We start from the raw sequence: 17218 nt of genomic DNA, 5'->3' as shown, positions 1-17218 counted from the left end.
TCTTTTTGAACTGCTCATTAAGTAAATTCCAGAGTGATTGATAACTACTCGCAATACCCATAATGGTGGCATCGTAAATTCTCTCCATTAATTGGAGCTGTCTCACGCTTTTACCGTAAAAAATAGTTTTGTAGCTCGTTTTGTAACTGTAGTGGCCTGATAGTTGCTCCTCTCCTTGCCAAGGGGGAACACCCGTGCGGGATACCCCATTTATTCATGCTGCCAATGGGCAGAACAGCTGCAAGGAGATAGCCATGGGCGATATTATGCGACCCGTTCCGTTCAAGAACCTGCTGACCCGTATTTTCGCGGAATATAAAGAGAGTCAGAGCATTTTCGGTATTCCCGCCGCACAATTTTATCGCAAGCAGGACGAGCGCAAGATCAAGGTGTTCGGTGAAACCTGCGAGACCCCCATTGGCCCGGCAGCCGGCCCCCATACCCAGTTGGCCCAGAATATCGTCACCTCCTGGCTGACCGGCGGGCGCTTTATCGAGCTCAAGACGGTGCAGATCCTGGACCGTCTCGAACTGGAAAAGCCCTGTATCGATGCCGAGGATGAGTGCTTCAATACCGAGTGGTCTACCGAGTTCACCCTGCCCAAGGCATTTGACGAGTATCTTAAAGCCTGGTTTGCCCTCTACCTGCTGGAGGAGGTGTTTGACCCGCGTCTTGAAGGGGAGGCCAAGTCCTTCATCTTCAACATGAGCGTGGGTTACAACCTCGATGGCATCAAACAGCCACCGATGCAGCAGTTTATCCACAGCCTGATGGATGCCAGCAGCACTCCGAAGTTTGCCGAGTACCAGCAGGTGGTACGTGACCTCGTGGCCGACGAGCAGTTTATTGCCGAGCTGGGGCTGGGGGCGCGGCGCGATCGCCTGCAACAGCTGGTGGATCGCATCCCGGCCAATCTGGTGCACGGTGTCACCCTTTCCACCATGCACGGCTGCCCGCCGAACGAAATTGAGGCCATCTGCCGCTACATGCTGGAAGAGAAGGGACTCAACACCTTCGTCAAACTGAACCCGACCCTGCTGGGCTACCCGCGGGTGCGCGAGATCCTCGATACCTGCGGCTTTGATTACATTGGTCTGAGCGAAGAGTCGTTCGATCACGACCTCAAGCTGGATCAGGCCAAAGCCATGCTGACTCGCTTGATGGCGCTGGGGGCCGAGAAGGGGCTCACCTTCGGGGTCAAGCTCACCAATACCCTTGGCACCATCAACCGCAAGGGGGCGCTGCCGGGGGATGAGATGTATATGTCCGGCCGTGCGCTGTTCCCGCTCTCCATCAACGTGGCGGCCGTGCTGTCTCGCGCCTTCGATGGCAAGCTGCCCATCTCCTACTCGGGTGGCGCCAGCAAGTTCAACATCGCCGCGATCTTCGAGACCGGTATTCGTCCCATCACCATGGCCACCGACCTGCTGAAACCGGGTGGCTACCTGCGCCAGATCGAGTGCCTCAAAGAGATCGATGCCTCCGATAGCTGGGCCATGAGTCAGGTGGATGTGGCGAAGCTGGAAGCGCTTGCCGCCAAGGCGCTCACCATGGATTACACCCAGAAGGAGTGGAAGTCCGACGATCGCATCGAAGTGGGGGGCGGTCTGCCGCTGACCGACTGCTATGTGGCACCCTGCGTCACCGCCTGCGCCGTGCATCAGGATATCCCCGAGTACATTCGCCTGATGGGCGAGGGGGAGTATGTCGCGGCCCTTGAGCTGATTTATCAGCGCAACGCCTTGCCTGCCATCACCGGCCACATCTGCGATCACCAGTGCCAGTACAACTGCACCCGTCTCGACTACGACAGCCCTCTCAATATCCGCGAGCTGAAAAAAGTAGCGCTGGAGCGCGGCTGGGAAGGGTACAAGGCCCGCTGGCACAAGCCGGCAGGCAGCGGTGACAAGCACCCGGTTGCGGTGATTGGTGCAGGCCCGGCCGGTCTCTCCGCCGGTTACTTCCTGGCCCGCGCCGGCCACCCGGTCACCGTGTTCGAGCGCGAAGCGGATGCCGGTGGCGTGGTCAAACACATTATCCCCGAGTTCCGCATCCCGGCTGAGCTTATCCAGCACGATATCGACTTTGTCGCCGCCCACGGGGTCAAGTTCGAGTTTGGTTGCGATCCGGCGCTCACCGTCGACAAGCTGCACGCCCTGGGCTTTACCTATGTCTTCGTTGGTATCGGTGCCGACAAGAATGGCGGCATGCGTCTAGAAGGGGGGCATGATCGGGTCTACAAGTCCTTCAACTTCCTGCGCAGCTTTAATCAGGGCAAACCGCTGCCGCTGGGCCGCCATGTGGCGGTGATCGGCGCCGGTAACACCGCCATGGACTGCGCCCGCGCCGCCCTCAAGGTGCCGGGTGTCAGCGATGTCACCGTGATCTACCGTCGCAGCGAAAAAGAGATGCCCGCCTATCGTGAGGAGTTTCTGGAAGCGGTGGAGGATGGGGTGCGTTTTTGCTTCCTCACCAATCCGGATCGCTTTGAGAAAGATGGCAAGCTCACCGTGCGGATGATGGCGCTGGGGGAACCTGACGAGCAGGGCCGCCGCCGTCCGGTGCCCACCGCGCAGACCGAAGTGATGCAGATGGATGCCCTGATCACCGCCATCGGCGAGCAGCCTGACTGCGAGGTGCTCAAAGCCATGGGCATTCCTCTTGGCAGCGATGGCTGGCCCGAGGTGGATGGCCAGACCGGCGAAACCAGCCGTCGCAACGTCTTCCTCATCGGTGACGTGCAGAGCGGCCCGTCCTCCATTGTCGGCGCCATTGGTGGTGCCCGCCGCGCCGCGGATCTGGTGCTCTCTCGCGAGCATGTCGCCAGCCAGCAGAGTGAAGTGACCATCCAGCCGTCGGGCAAGGATGAGATCTACCGCCGCAAGGGGAGCATCGCCGTCACCATGGTTGACAAGAACGAGCGCGATGCATTCGTGGCGCAAGAGGCGCACCGTTGCCTCGAGTGCAACTACCTCTGCAGCAAGTGCGTGGATGTCTGCCCCAACCGGGCCAACGTCGCCATTGCGGTGCCGGGCTTCAAGGATCAGTTCCAGACCCTGCACCTGGATGCCTACTGCAACGAATGTGGCAACTGCGCCCAGTTCTGCCCGTGGCAGGGCAAGCCCTATCAGGACAAGGTGACCATCTTCAGCCTGCCCGAGGACTTCGACAACAGCCGCAACCCCGGGTTCTATCTGGCTGACGGTGGCGAACTGCGGGTGCGTCAGGATGGCGAGACCTATCGCCTGACCATAGACGCCCAGAGCCGGATCAAGGATGCGCCAGCGGCCCTTGGCGACATGTGCCGGATCATCAGCCATGTCCATGCTCATCACCACTACCTGCTGGGGGCCGTCGAGGCCTGAGCGAATAACGAATAAGCGAAGGAGCACACCATGTTTATTCTGAAGAACGTCACCGCCGTCCAGCTGGAGCCGACCCGGGTGCTGGAAGGGGTGGATATCGCCATAGAAGGATCGCTTATCAAAGCGGTGGGGCCCAATCTGCGGGCCCTCTACCCGGAGGCCAACTATCGGGAGATGGGCGGCAAGCTGGTGATGCCGGGCATCGTCTGTGCCCACAACCACTTCTACTCCGGCCTGTCGCGGGGGATCATGGCCAACATCGCCCCCAGCCCGGACTTTATCTCCACTCTGAAAAACCTCTGGTGGCGGCTCGATCGGGCGCTCGATGAGGAGTCCCTCTACTACAGCGGTCTCATCTGCTCGCTGGAAGCGATCAAGAGCGGCTGCAGCGCGGTGATCGACCACCACGCGTCGCCCAACTTCATCAAGGGCTCCCTGAATGTGCTGCGCAAAGGGTTTATGGAGGCGGGTCTGCGTGGCATGACCTGCTTCGAGACTACGGATCGCAACGGCGGTCTCGCCGAGCTGCAGGCCGGGGTAGAGGAGAACATCCTGTTCGCCCAACAGATCGATGCGGCCAAAGCCAAGGGGAACGAACCCTATCTGGTGGAGGCCCATATCGGCGCTCACGCCCCCTTCACCGTACCTGACGAGGGGCTGGCCATGCTGCGCGAAGCGGTGCAGGTCACCGGTCGCGGTCTGCATATCCATGTGGCGGAAGACCGCTACGACATGGCTCACGGTCACCACCACTATGGCAAGGAGCCCATCGCCCGGCTGGACGAGTTTGGCCTTATCGACAGCAAGTCGCTTGTCGCCCACGGTATCTACCTGAGCCCGGCCGACATCGAGCTGCTCAACAGCCGCGATGCCTTCCTGGTGCACAACGCCCGCTCCAACATGAACAACCATGTGGGCTACAACGTGCACCTGCCGGAGTATCGCAATCTGGCGCTCGGCACCGATGGTATCGGCTCCGACATGCTCGAAGAGCTCAAGTTCGCCTACTTCAAGCACAAGGATGCCGGTGGCGCGCTGTGGCCAGACAGCTTTGCCCGCTTCCTCTGGAACGGCAACACCTTGCTGGAGCGCAACTTCGGCGCCAAATTTGGCCGCCTGGAGCCCGGCTACAAGGCCGACCTCACCATCTGCGACTACGGCGCACCGACCCCGCTGGCCCCGCGCAACCTCGGCGGCCATCTCGCCTTTGGCATGGGCTCATCCTCGGTCAACAGCGTGATGGTAGAGGGGCGCATGGTCTATCAGGATCGCGAGTTCCCGTTCGATGTCGCGCCCATTTATGAGCAGGCCAGCAAGGTGGCGAGCCGCCTGTGGCAACGGATGGATCAGCTGGCCTAAGGCCACCTTCCACAGTTTTGGACCGGATTGCCCGCCCTGTGGATCACCCCGGCGGCGGGCAGCAAGAGTAAGGACGACACATGATTGAGCAATTTTTCCGACCCGAGCAACTGGGTCAGGCTTTGGAACTCAAGGCCAGTTTCGGCAACGACGCCGTCTACATGGGAGGCGGCAGCAAGCTTAACGCCGCTCCGACTCGCACCGACAAGAAGGTCGCTATCTCACTGGACAAGCTGGGACTGAACCAGATTGAGCAACAGCATGGCCAGCTCCATATCGGCGCTACCGTCACCCTGCAGACCCTGAAAGATGATCCCCGTACTCCGGCCGCCCTGTGCGACGCGCTGGGGTTTGTCTACTCCCGCCATCTGCGCAATCAGGCCACCCTCGGTGGCGAACTTGCCTGCCAACAGCAGGACTCCCCCTTGCTGACGGTGTTGCTGGTGCTCGAAGCCGTGGTCGTGCTGGAGAACAACCTGCTGCAACCCATCGACGCCTATCTGGCGGGCCAGCGCAATGCCCTGGTGCTCGGAGTTGTGCTGCCGGAGCCTGAACTGCGCTGCGCCACTCGCCGCATCAGCCGCAACGCCGACGGCTTGGCGGTGATGACCGCCGCGGTAGCCCTCGACAGCATTGGCGAGATGCGGGTGGCCGTCGCTGGCGTTACTCCGCAGCCGATGCGCCTGCGGGATCTGGAGCGCCGCGATCTGCACGATGCCGCGCTGGAAGCGGCCGTGAGCGAGCTGGTTGCGCCCCGTGAGGATCTCGGCGGCAGCGTGACCTACAAGCGCTATATCAGCGGGGTAGTGGTGGCGGATCTGCTGGTGGAGTGCCAGCAGCAGGAGGTACAGGCATGATGGAACTCAACTTCACACTGAACGGTGCCCTGCGCACCGTCATCACCCCGGCTGGCGAGAATGCCCAGCGGGTGCTGTTCAACCAGTGCCGGATGCACTCGGTGCGCAACAGCGACGACGGCTTTGGCTTTGCCGGCTCCGACGCCATTCTTTTCAATGGCAAGGTGATCAATGCCTCCCTGCTGATCGCCGCCCAGCTGGATGGAGCCGACGTGCGCACCGCCGAGTCGCTGGGCAGCTGGAACCAGCTCAGTCTGGTGCAGCAGGCAATGGTGGACGTTGGAGTTGTGCAGTCCGGCTACAACGATCCGGCTGCGGCGCTCATCGTCACCGACCTGCTTGATCGCCATCCCGAACCGACCCGTGATCAAATCGACGACGCGCTCTCGGGTCTCTTTCACCGGGACGGCGGCTACCAGCAGTTCTATCAGGCCATCGAGCTTGCCAGTTCACGGATGAAGGATCCCGATTACCTGTGCCAGATTGCCCCCGAGTTTCGCGACGATCTGCGCCACATCGGCAAGAGCTGCCCCAAGGTTGACGCCGCCAAGATGGTGCAGGCCAAACCCTGCTACGTGGAGGATCGGGTCACCGAGGATGCGCTGGTCATCAAGATGCTGCGCAGCCCCCATCCCCATGCGGTGATCACCAAACTCGACGTGAGCCGCGCCGAAGCCATGCCGGGGGTGGTGCACGTCATCACCCACCTCAACTGCCCGGATATTTACTACACCCCGGGTGGCCAGAGCGCGCCCGAGCCGTCACCGCTGGATCGCCGCATGTTTGGCCGCAAGCTGCGTCACGTCGGTGACCGGGTGGCCGCCGTGGTGGCCGAGAGCGAAGCCATCGCATTGGCCGCGCTCAAGCTCATCGAGGTCGAGTATCAAGTGCTGCCGGCGGTCATGAGCATTGACGAGGCGATGGCCCCCAATGCGCCGCTGGTTCACGATGAGCCCATCGTCTACATGGCCGGCGCTCCGGCGGATCTCGAGCAGCAGAACGCCTGCTCGGTACGCCGTGGCGACGAGCACATGATCATCAACTTCCCCATCGGTTCCCGCCCGCACGAGAACCTGGCCGCCAGCGTCCATGGCCAGATCGGTGACGTGGCCAAAGGCTTTGCAGAGGCGGACGAGATTGTCGAGCGCACCTACGAATCGACCCAGGCCCAGCAGTGCCCGACCGAGCCGCACATCTGCTTCACCTACATGGATGGCGATCGTCTGGTCATTCACGCCTCTACTCAGGTGCCCTGGCACGTGCGTCGTCAGGTGGCGCGCATCGTCGGCATGAAGCAGCACCAGGTGCATGTGATCAAGGAGCGGGTTGGGGGCGGCTTTGGCTCCAAGCAGGATATCCTGCTGGAAGAGGTGTGCGCCTGGGCGACCAGGGTCACCGGCCGTCCGGTCACCTTCCGCTACACCCGTGAAGAGGAGTTCATCAGCAATACCTCCCGCCATGTGGCCAAGGTGAAGGTGAAAGTAGGGGCCAAGAAAGATGGCACCATCACCGCCATCGAGATGGATTTTCGCGCCAACACCGGTCCTTACGGCAACCACTCTCTGACGGTGCCGAGCAACGGCCCGGCGCTCTCCCTGCCGCTCTATCCGTGCGACAACGTGCGCTTTACCGTCAACACCTACTACAGCAACATCTGCCCGACCGGCGCCTATCAGGGCTACGGCGCGCCCAAGGGCAACTTCGCGCTGACCATGGCCATTGCCGAGCTGGCCGAGAAACTGGGGATCGATCAGCTCGACATGGTGGAGCACAACCGGGTGCATGAAGGGGACATCCTCAAGGTGCTGGGGGCCATCGGCGAGGGCAAGATGCCCACTTCTGTACCCCACGCCGCCAGCTGCGCCCTCGAGCCCATCCTCAAACAGGGTCGCGAACTGATTGCCTGGGATAGCCCCAAACCCGCAGACGGGGATTGGCGCATCGGCCGTGGCGTCGCCATCATCATGCAAAAATCGGGGATCCCGGACATCGATCAGGCCAACTGCATGGTCAAACTGGAATCGGACGGCACCTTTATCGTCCACTCCGGTGGCGCCGATATCGGCACCGGCCTCGATACCGTGGTGGCCAAGCTGACCGCCGAGGTGCTCGGTTGCCCGCTCAGCGATGTGCACGTGATCTCCGGCGATACCGATCACGCGCTGTTCGACAAGGGGGCCTACGCCTCGTCAGGTACCTGCTTCTCCGGCAATGCGGCCAAGATGGCGGCAGAGAACCTCAAGGCGAAGATCCTGTTCCATGGCGCCGCCATGCTGGGCGAGCCGGTGGAGGATGTGGAGCTGGTTCACCCGGGCATAGTACGCGGCAAGCTGGGGGAGGTGAGCCTCGCCAAGCTGGCCCACAAGGCCGAGACCGGTACCGGCTTCGGTATTCTGGTGGGCACTGCCAGCTACATCACCTCGGAGCTTGCCTTCCCGTATGGCGCCAACTTCGCCGAGGTGGCGGTCAACGTCAGAACCGGCGAGATCCGCCTCGACAAGTTCTACGCCCTGCTCGACTGCGGCACCCCCATCAACCCGGAGCTGGCCCTCGGCCAGATCTACGGGGCGACCATGCGGGCCATCGGCCACACCATGAGCGAGGAGATCTGCTACGACAGCAAGGGCATCCCGCTCACCCGGGATCTGAAGAGCTATGGCGCGCCCAAGATTGGCGATATTCCGCGCGACTTCCGGGCCTTCCTGGTACCGAGTGATGACAAGGTCGGCCCTTACGGCGCCAAGTCCATCTCGGAGATCGGGGTGAACGGGGCTGCGCCCGCCATTGCCACCGCCATCCACGATGCCTGCGGTGTCTGGCTGCGCAAGTGGCACTTCACGCCGGAGCAGATCCTGCGCGAACTGGGTAAGCTGGAGCAAAAAGTGTCGGCATAACAAAAGAAAAGGTGAGGGGCGGGCGCCAGCTCGCCCCCAGCGCCTGACGGCGGAATGAGTACTCCGCCTACATTCTGTGTGATGGGACAAACACGATGTCTAAAACAACACGCAAGCACTCGGATCTCATTTACGAGCTGGAAGACAAACCCCCGTTTTATCAAACCCTGATGGGTGCAGTGACCCATCTGCTGGCCATTTTTGTTCCCATGGTGACCCCGGCGCTGATCGTCGGTGGCGCCCTGGGCCTCTCCACCGAGATCACCGCCTATCTGGTCTCCATGGCGATGATCGCCTCCGGTATCGGCACCTGGTTGCAGGTGAACCGTTATGGCCCCATCGGTTCTGGGCTGCTCTCCATCCAGTCGGTCAACTTCTCCTTCGTCACCGTGATGATCGCCCTCGGCGGCGCCATGAAAAAAGATGGCATCCACGAGGAGCTGATCGTCTCGACTCTGCTCGGGGTCTCCTTTGTCGGTGCCTTTCTGGTGATGGGCTCCTCCTTTGTGCTGCCCTACCTCAAGCGGGTGATCACCCCGACCGTGAGCGGGGTAGTGGTGCTGATGATTGGTCTGAGCCTTATCAAGGTAGGGATCATCGACTTTGGCGGCGGCTTCTCCGCCATGAGCAGCGGCACCTTTGGCAAATACGAGAACATCGGGCTGGGGCTCTTGGTGCTCTGCGTCATCATCGCCTTCAACTGCAGCCGAAGCCCGCTGCTGCGGATGAGCGGCATTGCAATCGGCCTGCTGGTGGGTTATGCGGTGGCCCTGATGCTCGGTATGGTGGATTTTTCCGCCCTTGAGAACCTGCCGCTTATTACGGTGCCTATCCCGTTCAAGTACGGTTTCTCCTTCGATTTTCACGCCTTTATGTTGGCGGGCACCATCTATCTGTTGAGCGTGCTGGAGGCGGTGGGGGACATCACCGCCACCGCCATGGTCTCTCACCGGGATATTCAGGGCCCCGAGTTTCAAAAACGGCTCTCCGGCGGCGTGCTGGCGGACGGTCTGGTATCGGTGATCGCCTCGGCCCTCGGCTCTTTGCCACTCACCACCTTTGCCCAGAACAACGGCGTCATCCAGATGACCGGAGTGGCGTCACGCCATGTGGGCAAGTTTATCGCCGTCATCCTGGTGCTGCTGGGGCTCTTCCCGGTGGTGGGGCGCTTCTTTACCACCATACCGTCACCTGTGATGGGGGGCGCCATGGTCATCATGTTCTCGATGATCGCCATCGCCGGTGGTCGCATCATCATCAGCCACGGCTTCGATCGACGGGAGACCCTGATCGTCGCCACCTCGCTTGGTCTTGGGCTCGGGGTCTCCTATGACCCGAACGTCTTCAAGGTGCTGCCGGCGGGTATCTACATGCTGGTGGAGAACCCCATCTGCGCCGGCGGCATCACCGCCATCATCATGAATCTGGTGCTGCCGCAAAGCCGCAAACGCAGGGTGGCCGTCAGGGATGCCGAGGCGGTGGAGGTGATCCAGCTGAGCGACAAGCCGGATGTGATCTTTACCGCCCGCAGTGCGGGCCTGTCATCGGCCAGCAAGGGTGAGGGGTCACCAGAGCCAGTGCCCGGGCAGGCGGTGGCGCCGCAAGTGGAACGGATCTGACGGCTAAACCGGCAAAAACGTCAACAGAACAAGAAAAACAGGGAAACGGTTATGAAAAACGACAACTCTGTCAAAGCGGTACGCGGCAGCTTCTTCGATATCACACGGGTGGTGGATCAGCCCGAGGAGATTGAGTCCAACGCGCGCCTTATCGAGGATGGCCTGCTGATCATTCGCAACGGCTGCATCGACTGGTTTGGTGAGTGGGAGGAGGGAAAAGCTCGCATTCCGACCGAGGTACGGGTGCGCGATTATCGCGGCAAGATGATAGTGCCGGGCTTTGTCGATACCCACATTCACTATCCCCAGAGCGAGATGGTAGGGGCCTATGGCGAGCAGCTGCTGGAGTGGCTCAACCGCCACACCTTCCCGGCCGAGCGGCGTTACAACGATCTCGAGTATGCCCGCGAGATGTCCACCTTCTTTATCAAGCAGCTGCTGCGCAACGGCACCACCACGGCGCTGGTGTTCGGCACCGTTCACCCCGAGTCGGTAGACGCTCTGTTCGAGGCGGCCAGCCGCATCAATATGCGGATGATCGCGGGCAAAGTGATGATGGATCGCAATGCGCCCGATTATCTGCTCGATACCGCCGAGAGCAGCTATGTGCAGAGCAAGCAGCTTATCGAGCGCTGGCACGGCAATGGTCGCCTGCTCTATGCCATCACACCACGATTTGCACCCACCTCGACACCCGAGCAGCTGGCGATGGCGCGGCGACTGCGCGAAGAGTTTCCCACCACCTATCTGCACACCCATCTGTGCGAGAACAAGGACGAGATCGCCTGGGTCAAATCCCTCTTTCCGGCGCACAAGGGTTATCTCGATGTCTATCACCAGCATGGCCTGACCGGCCACAACTGTGTGTTTGCCCACTGCGTCCATCTGGAAGAACAGGAGTGGGATTGCCTGAAGGAGACCGGATCCACCATCGCGTTTTGTCCCACCTCGAATCTTTATCTCGGCAGTGGCCTCTTCAAGCTGCACAAGGCGTGGCGCAAGCAGGTGAAGGTGGGGATGGGCACCGACATAGGCGCCGGCACCACCTTCAACATGCTGCAGACCCTCAACGAGGCCTACAAGGTGATGCAGTTGCAGGGCGAGCGGCTCTCGGCCTATCAGGCCTTCTATCTGGCGACCCTGGGCGGCGCCCATTCGCTGGGGCTTGACGAGAAGATCGGCAGCTTTGCGGTGGGCAAGGAGGCGGACTTCGTGGTGCTCGACCCGGTCGCCACCCCGCTGCAGCAGCTGCGTTATGACAACTCCACCACCTTGCGGGACAAGCTCTTTGTGCTGTTGACCCTGGGGGATGACAGATCCATCTACCGCACCTATGTGGATGGCCAACTGGTGCATGAACGGGGGTAGGGGCTGGAGTGGGCTGCCGCGGCGCAGCCCCAACGAATACGGCGGCTGGCGTGCCCCACAGGGGCGCCAGTCTTGCCGCACCACAGGGGATCTCCCCGCATAGAACGTGAAATGGCCCGGTTTTTTTGACCAGCAAGGCAAACGTTTGAGTCAAGGCTGCCAGCCCTGGTCTGTCTGTCGCATCCTCTGCCGCCATCGCCTGTGTCTCATCAGACTGGCGCTCGGCAGACCCGCAGATCCTGTCGCCATTTCGTCATGGAACATTCAGGCGCGTGTGAAGGAGTTGGGTATGACCCAAGCAAACAGCAGGACAAACAGCGTGGAACAGCTGGCCAATGATGACGCCAGCCAGAGCGCAGCAAAGCAACAGCCGCTCACGGCTCTTGATCGCTACTTTATGATCAGCGAGCGGGGCAGCAACGTCAGACAGGAGGTGCTGGCGGGCCTCACCACCTTCCTTGCCATGGTCTACTCGGTGATCGTGGTGCCGAGCATGCTCGGCAAGGCGGGCTTTCCCCCCGGCGCAGTGTTTGTCGCCACCTGTCTGGTGGCGGGGTTCGGCTCGCTCTTGATGGGGCTCTGGGCCAAGCTGCCGATGGCCATCGGCTGCGCTATTTCCCTCACGGCGTTTACTGCCTTCAGTCTGGTGCTCGGGCAGCAGATCCCCATTCCGGTGGCGTTGGGGGCCGTCTTCCTGATGGGGGTGCTGTTTACCGCCATCTCGGTGACCGGGGTGCGTAGCTGGATCCTCGACAACCTGCCGATGGGGATTGCCCACGGCACCGGCATCGGGATTGGTCTCTTCTTGCTGCTTATCGCCGCCAACGGGGTGGGGCTGGTGATCAAGAACCCGCTGGAGGGGCTGCCGGTGGCGCTGGGAGCCTTTACCTCTATGCCGGTCATTATGTCCCTGATCGGCCTTGCGGTGATCTTCGGGCTGGAGAAGCTGAGAGTACCGGGGGGGATCCTGCTGGTGATCATCGCCATCTCCATCTTCGGCCTTATTTTCGATCCGGCGGTGACCTATCAGGGGCTGTTCGCCCTGCCGAGTCTCTCGGACGATCAAGGCAAGTCCCTCATCTTCAGTCTGGATATCATGGGGGCCCTCTCGCCGCTGGTGTTGCCCAGCGTGCTGGCGCTGGTGATGACGGCGGTATTCGATGCCACCGGTACCATCCGCGCCGTGGCGGGGCAGGCCAACCTGCTTGATAAGGATGGTCACATCATCAACAGCGGCAAGGCGCTCAGTGCCGACTCGGTCAGCAGCATCTTCTCCAGTCTGGTGGGGGCGGCGCCAGCTGCCGTCTATATCGAATCGGCGGCGGGCACGGCGGCGGGGGGCAAAACCGGCCTGACTGCTACCGTGGTTGGCGGCCTGTTCCTGCTGATGCTGTTCCTCTCGCCGCTCTCCTATCTGGTGCCGGCCTATGCCACTGCACCCGCCCTGATGTATGTGGGGCTCTTGATGCTGAGCAACGTCACCAAGCTCGATTTCGATGACTTTGTCGGGGCCATGTCCGGGCTGGTGTGCGCGGTCTTTATCGTGCTCACCTGCAACATCGTGACCGGCATCATGCTCGGCTTCAGCTCGCTGGTGATCGGCCGCATCTGCTCGAAGGAGTGGCACAAGCTCAACGTTGGCACCGTGGTCATCGCCCTGGCGCTGGTGCTCTTTTATGCTGGGGGGTGGGCTATTTAGGGATAACCCTCCCGTTTGGGGTCGCTCTGGCGGCCCCATTTTTATACCTGTTATTTTTAGCCCGCCCACGCAGGCATCACGCCTAGGCCGTTTCCGAAGTTGGGGGGGGGCATCGCGATACCATTTTGATAAATCATCCTACCAGATTGATAGGCTTCCACCCTTGCTCTCCTCGCTCTGCCGCTTTTTTCACCGCTGATGTGCCCCGTTTGCTCAGGGGCTGCCCTTGGCTTGTCGCTTCGGGCCAACAAAAGCGGGCTAGATGGGATCCCCTTCACACTTCTCCCCATTATCCTGACGATGACGGGAAACAGGCGCATATCTTGCTGTTTTTTATGCCGGTTCCAGATTTTTCCATTCGAAAAAGGACTTGCATATGTCCATAGGATTACCGCTCAAGCGGGTGGATGCCGAGGCCAAGGTGACCGGCAGCGCCCGCTATACCGATGACAACATCATGCTCGGGATGCGCCACGCCAAGTACGTGCGAAGCAATATTGCCCACGGCAAGGTGCTTGCCATCGATGCGACCGAGGCGCTGGCCCTGCACGGGGTCGAAGCCGTGTTTACCCATGAAGATGTCCCCACCACCTGCTTTCGCACTGCCGGTCACGCCTGGTCCCTCGATGAGGCCAAACGGGATGTGAAAGACCGCCGCCTGCTCACCGACCATGTACGCCACTTTGGTGATGGGGTCGCCATAGTCGTGGCGCGCGATCCGCTGGTGGCCGAGAAGGCTGCCGCCCTGGTCAATGTAACCTACGAGCCACTGCCGGTGATGACGGATGCTGAAAGTGCGCTGGCCGACGATGCCTATCCCATCCACCCGAGCGGAAATCTGCTGCGCCAAAGCCAGCTTCGTGCCAATGACCCGGAGCAGGCCATCGCAGCGGCCGATCTGCAGTTTCAGGGGCACTACCGGACGCCGGTGGTGCAGCACTGCCATCTGGAGACGGTGACCTGCTACGCCTATATGGATCAGCCGGACCACATCATCGTGGTCAGCAGTACCCAGATCCCCCAGATAGTGCGTAGCCGGGTGGCCAAGTCCCTCGGCCTGCCCTGGTCTAGCGTGCGAGTGATCAAGCCCTATATGGGCGGCGGCTTTGGCAACAAGCAGGATGTGCTGGAAGAGCCGATGGCGGCGTTTTTGAGCTACAAGCTCGGCGGCGTGCCGGTCAAGGTGACCCTGAGCCGGGAGGAGTGCTTTTTTGCCTCCCGCACCCGCCACGGCTTTGCAATCGATGGCAAGATAGGCCTCAACCGCGACGGCACCCTCAAGGGCTATCAGCTCGACGTGCTCTCCAACACCGGCGGCTATGCCTCCCACGGCCACTCCATCGCCAGCGCCGGGGGCAACAAGATCAGCTACCTCTATCCGCGCAGCGCCTTTGGCTACGACGCCAAAACCTTCTACAGCAACCTGCCCACTGCCGGTGCCATGCGCGGTTACGGCGCGCCGCAGGTGATCTTTGCCCTCGAGTGCATGCTGGATGACGCCTGCGCCGAACTGGGGCTGGATCCGCTTGATGTGCGCATCGCCAACGTTGCGCGGGAAGGCGACGTCAATCAGGTCAACCAGAAGACCATCTACAGCGCCGGGTTGCCCGACTGCCTGATCCGTGGTCGCGAGATGTTCGAGTGGGATCGACTCAAGTCCGAGTGCTTGGCGCAGGATCCGGCAAGCCGGGTGCGGCGTGGCATCGGGGTGGCGTGCTTTAGCTACGGCTCCAACACCTATCCGGTGGGGGTCGAAATTGCCGGTGCCCGCATGCTGCTCAATCAGGATGGCACCGTCAATCTGCAGATCGGCGCCACAGAGATAGGGCAGGGATCGGATACCGTCTTTGCCCAGATGGCGGCCCAGACATTGGGCATTCCGTTTGAGCAGATCCGGGTCATCTCGACCCAGGATACCGACATCACCGCCTATGATCCTGGCTCGTTCGCTTCGCGCCAGAGTTATGTGGCGGCCCCCGCCATCCATCAGGCGGCGCTGCAGCTGCGGGCCCGCATTTTGTCGCTGGCGGCCCAACTCTGCCATCAGGATGTGGGATCGCTCACCCTGATCGACGGCTACGTGGTGCTGGCCGGTGCGCCGGACAAGGTGCTGATCAGCGTCGCCGAGGTGTCGGTCAACGCCTACTACCACCTCACCATCGGTGGCCAGATCACCTCCGAGGTCTCCCACAAGACCACCACCAACCCGCCCAGTTTCGGCTGTACCTTTGTCGATCTCAGCGTCGATATCGATCTCTGCAAGGTGACCATCAATCGCATCATCAACCTGCACGATGCAGGCAAGATCCTCAATCCGCAGCTGGCGGAGGGACAGGTGCATGGCGGCATGGGGATGGGGATCGGCTGGTCCCTGTTCGAGGAGATGATCATCGACGCCAAGACCGGTGTGGTGCGCAACCCCAACCTGCTCGACTACAAGTTCCCAACCATGCTGGATTTGCCGGAGCTTGAATGCGACTTCGTGCAGACCTACGAGCCCCAGTCGGTCTATGGCCACAAATCCCTGGGGGAACCGCCTATCATCTCGCCGGGCCCCGCCATCCGTAACGCCATTCGCATGGCGACCGGCGTCGCCATCAACGAGCTGCCCATCACCCCCAAGACCCTGTTCCGGGAGTTTGTCGCGGCGGGTTTGATTGGCGAGGGAGCAGGGGAGGAGCAACACCATGTTTGATATTGCCCGTTACTACAAGGCGCACAGTGTGGCCGAGGCGGTCGCCCTGCGTCAGGCTGACCCCGAGGCGCGTTTGCTGGCAGGCGGCACCGATGTGATGATCCAGCTGCATCACCTCAACGCCGCCTATCGCCATATCGTCGATATTCACGACTTGCCCGAACTCAAAGGGGTGAGCGAGTTGCCGGACGGATCGATCCGTATCGGCTCCGGCACCACCTTTACCGAGCTGATTGAAAACGAGCTGGTGCAGCGCCGCCTGCCGATGCTGGCTGAAGCGGCCGCCACCATCGCCGGCCCGCAGATCCGCAACGTCGCCACCTATGGCGGCAACATCTGCAACGGCGCCACCAGTGCAGACTCGGCGGCGCCGACTGTCGCGCTGGAAGCGGAGCTGGAAATCGCCGGCCCCGATGGTACGCGCCGCATATCCATCGCCGGTTTTCACACCGGTCCCGGCAAGGTGGCGCTACAACCGGCGGAAATTCTGGTGGCGTTCCACTTTGCGCCGGATTCTCACCCCCATGTGGGCTCCCACTACTTCAAATACGCCATGCGCGATGCCATGGATATCGCCACCATCGGCTGCGCCGCCTACTGCCAGATTGAGGATGGTCACTTCAAGCGCCTGCGGCTGGCCTATGGGGTGGCGGCCCCGACCCCGGTGCGCACGCCTCACGCAGAAGCGGCAGCCGAAGGGCAACCCCTGACTCGCGCCACACTGGCCGCGATTGCCGAGGCTGTGGTGGCCGATGTGGCGCCGCGATCCTCCTGGCGGGCGGAGAAGGAGTTTCGCCTGCACCTTATCAAAACCCTGGCGCAGCGGGTGGTCGCCTGCGCAGTCGAACGTGCCGGAGGGAAGATCCTATGATGCAACCGCAAAGCTGTCCCGCCGTGGAGATCCAGTGCGAGATCAACGGCAAGCCTTACTCCTATGCAGTGCCGCCCACCATGTCGCTGCTCCACTTTTTGCGCGGGCAGGGGCTTATCAGCGTGAAAGAGGGGTGCAGTGTCGGTGAGTGCGGCGCTTGTACCGTGCGGGTGGATGGTACTGCCATCGACAGCTGCCTCTATCTGGCGGTGTGGGCCGATGGCAAATCCATTCGTACCGTGGAGGGGGAACGCAAAGGGAACGAGCTCTCCGACGTGCAGCAGGCCTTTATCGACGAGGGGGCGGTGCAGTGCGGTTTTTGCACCCCGGGCCTCGTGATGGCGAGCGCCGCCCTGCTCGACAAGACCGAACGTCGTCCGCTGACCGATGCGGAGATCCGCCGCGGGCTGTCGGGCAACCTCTGCCGCTGTACCGGTTATCAGAACGTGGTGCGGGCGGTGAAGAAGTGCTGCAAAGGGTGATAGTTCGGG

10 protein-coding genes are annotated in these 17218 nt (G+C 61.6%); all 10 read left to right on the top strand.

Features of this window, described 5'->3' with window-relative positions; translation table 11 throughout:
- The first annotated feature begins 254 nt into the window (after positions 1 to 254).
- The 10 genes from ygfK (at position 255) to xdhC (ending at position 17209) form a co-directional block, all read left to right on the top strand.
- The gene (gene ygfK / locus G5253_RS06135) at positions 255 to 3365 is read left to right on the top strand and encodes a putative selenate reductase subunit YgfK (protein WP_266134688.1); all 3111 of its coding nucleotides are present in this window, start codon (positions 255 to 257) and stop codon (positions 3363 to 3365) included.
- A gap of 30 nt (positions 3366 to 3395) precedes the next feature.
- Positions 3396 to 4724: a putative aminohydrolase SsnA gene (gene ssnA / locus G5253_RS06130; protein WP_266134687.1), complete on the top strand. Its 1329-nt coding sequence runs from the start codon at positions 3396 to 3398 to the stop codon at positions 4722 to 4724.
- A gap of 80 nt (positions 4725 to 4804) precedes the next feature.
- Positions 4805 to 5581: a molybdopterin-dependent oxidoreductase FAD-binding subunit gene (gene ygfM, locus G5253_RS06125; protein ID WP_266134686.1), complete on the top strand. Its 777-nt coding sequence runs from the start codon at positions 4805 to 4807 to the stop codon at positions 5579 to 5581.
- Positions 5578 to 8475 carry a molybdopterin-dependent oxidoreductase Mo/Fe-S-binding subunit gene (locus tag G5253_RS06120; RefSeq protein ID WP_266134685.1) on the top strand — a complete coding sequence of 966 codons (2898 nt, stop codon included), beginning with the start codon at positions 5578 to 5580 and terminating at the stop codon, positions 8473 to 8475. Before ygfM ends, G5253_RS06120 begins: the two co-directional genes overlap by 4 nt.
- A 95-nt stretch (positions 8476 to 8570) precedes the next feature.
- Positions 8571 to 10094 carry a nucleobase:cation symporter-2 family protein gene (locus G5253_RS06115; RefSeq protein WP_266134684.1) on the top strand — a complete coding sequence of 508 codons (1524 nt, stop codon included), beginning with the start codon at positions 8571 to 8573 and terminating at the stop codon, positions 10092 to 10094.
- A gap of 51 nt (positions 10095 to 10145) precedes the next feature.
- Positions 10146 to 11462 (top strand): guanine deaminase, encoded by a 1317-nt coding sequence (gene guaD / locus G5253_RS06110; RefSeq protein ID WP_127005655.1) that lies wholly within the window; start codon positions 10146 to 10148, stop codon positions 11460 to 11462.
- Between the two features lie 397 nt (positions 11463 to 11859).
- The gene (locus tag G5253_RS06105; protein ID WP_266134711.1) at positions 11860 to 13161 is read left to right on the top strand and encodes an NCS2 family permease; all 1302 of its coding nucleotides are present in this window, start codon (positions 11860 to 11862) and stop codon (positions 13159 to 13161) included.
- Between the two features lie 376 nt (positions 13162 to 13537).
- A complete protein-coding gene (xdhA, locus tag G5253_RS06100; RefSeq protein ID WP_266134683.1) occupies positions 13538 to 15856 on the top strand; it encodes a xanthine dehydrogenase molybdenum-binding subunit XdhA in 2319 nt (772 codons plus the stop codon).
- Entirely contained in the window at positions 15849 to 16727 is an 879-nt protein-coding gene (xdhB, locus tag G5253_RS06095) for a xanthine dehydrogenase FAD-binding subunit XdhB (RefSeq protein WP_266134682.1), read from the top strand. The genes xdhA and xdhB overlap by 8 nt, the downstream gene beginning before the upstream one ends.
- Positions 16724 to 17209: a xanthine dehydrogenase iron sulfur-binding subunit XdhC gene (gene xdhC, locus G5253_RS06090; RefSeq protein ID WP_005336775.1), complete on the top strand. Its 486-nt coding sequence runs from the start codon at positions 16724 to 16726 to the stop codon at positions 17207 to 17209. The genes xdhB and xdhC overlap by 4 nt, the downstream gene beginning before the upstream one ends.
- The last annotated feature ends 9 nt before the right edge of the window (positions 17210 to 17218 follow it).

This window comes from Aeromonas sp. 602658 (genome assembly GCF_049173005.1).
Classification (GTDB): Bacteria; Pseudomonadota; Gammaproteobacteria; order Enterobacterales; family Aeromonadaceae; genus Aeromonas; species Aeromonas veronii_A.
Note: the sequence above shows the minus strand (reverse complement) of the source record. Positions and strands in the feature narration are given on the sequence as shown.

Bases quoted from the DNA above. Each gene is read 5' to 3' on its own strand.
- ygfK (WP_266134688.1), top strand. From the start codon at position 255: ATGGGCGATATTATGCGACCCGTTCCGTTCAAGAACCTGCTGACCCGT.
- ssnA (WP_266134687.1), top strand. From the start codon at position 3,396: ATGTTTATTCTGAAGAACGTCACCGCCGTCCAGCTGGAGCCGACCCGG.
- ygfM (WP_266134686.1), top strand. From the start codon at position 4,805: ATGATTGAGCAATTTTTCCGACCCGAGCAACTGGGTCAGGCTTTGGAA.
- G5253_RS06120 (WP_266134685.1), top strand. From the start codon at position 5,578: ATGATGGAACTCAACTTCACACTGAACGGTGCCCTGCGCACCGTCATC.
- G5253_RS06115 (WP_266134684.1), top strand. From the start codon at position 8,571: ATGTCTAAAACAACACGCAAGCACTCGGATCTCATTTACGAGCTGGAA.
- guaD (WP_127005655.1), top strand. From the start codon at position 10,146: ATGAAAAACGACAACTCTGTCAAAGCGGTACGCGGCAGCTTCTTCGAT.
- G5253_RS06105 (WP_266134711.1), top strand. From the start codon at position 11,860: ATGATCAGCGAGCGGGGCAGCAACGTCAGACAGGAGGTGCTGGCGGGC.
- xdhA (WP_266134683.1), top strand. From the start codon at position 13,538: ATGTCCATAGGATTACCGCTCAAGCGGGTGGATGCCGAGGCCAAGGTG.
- xdhB (WP_266134682.1), top strand. From the start codon at position 15,849: ATGTTTGATATTGCCCGTTACTACAAGGCGCACAGTGTGGCCGAGGCG.
- xdhC (WP_005336775.1), top strand. From the start codon at position 16,724: ATGATGCAACCGCAAAGCTGTCCCGCCGTGGAGATCCAGTGCGAGATC.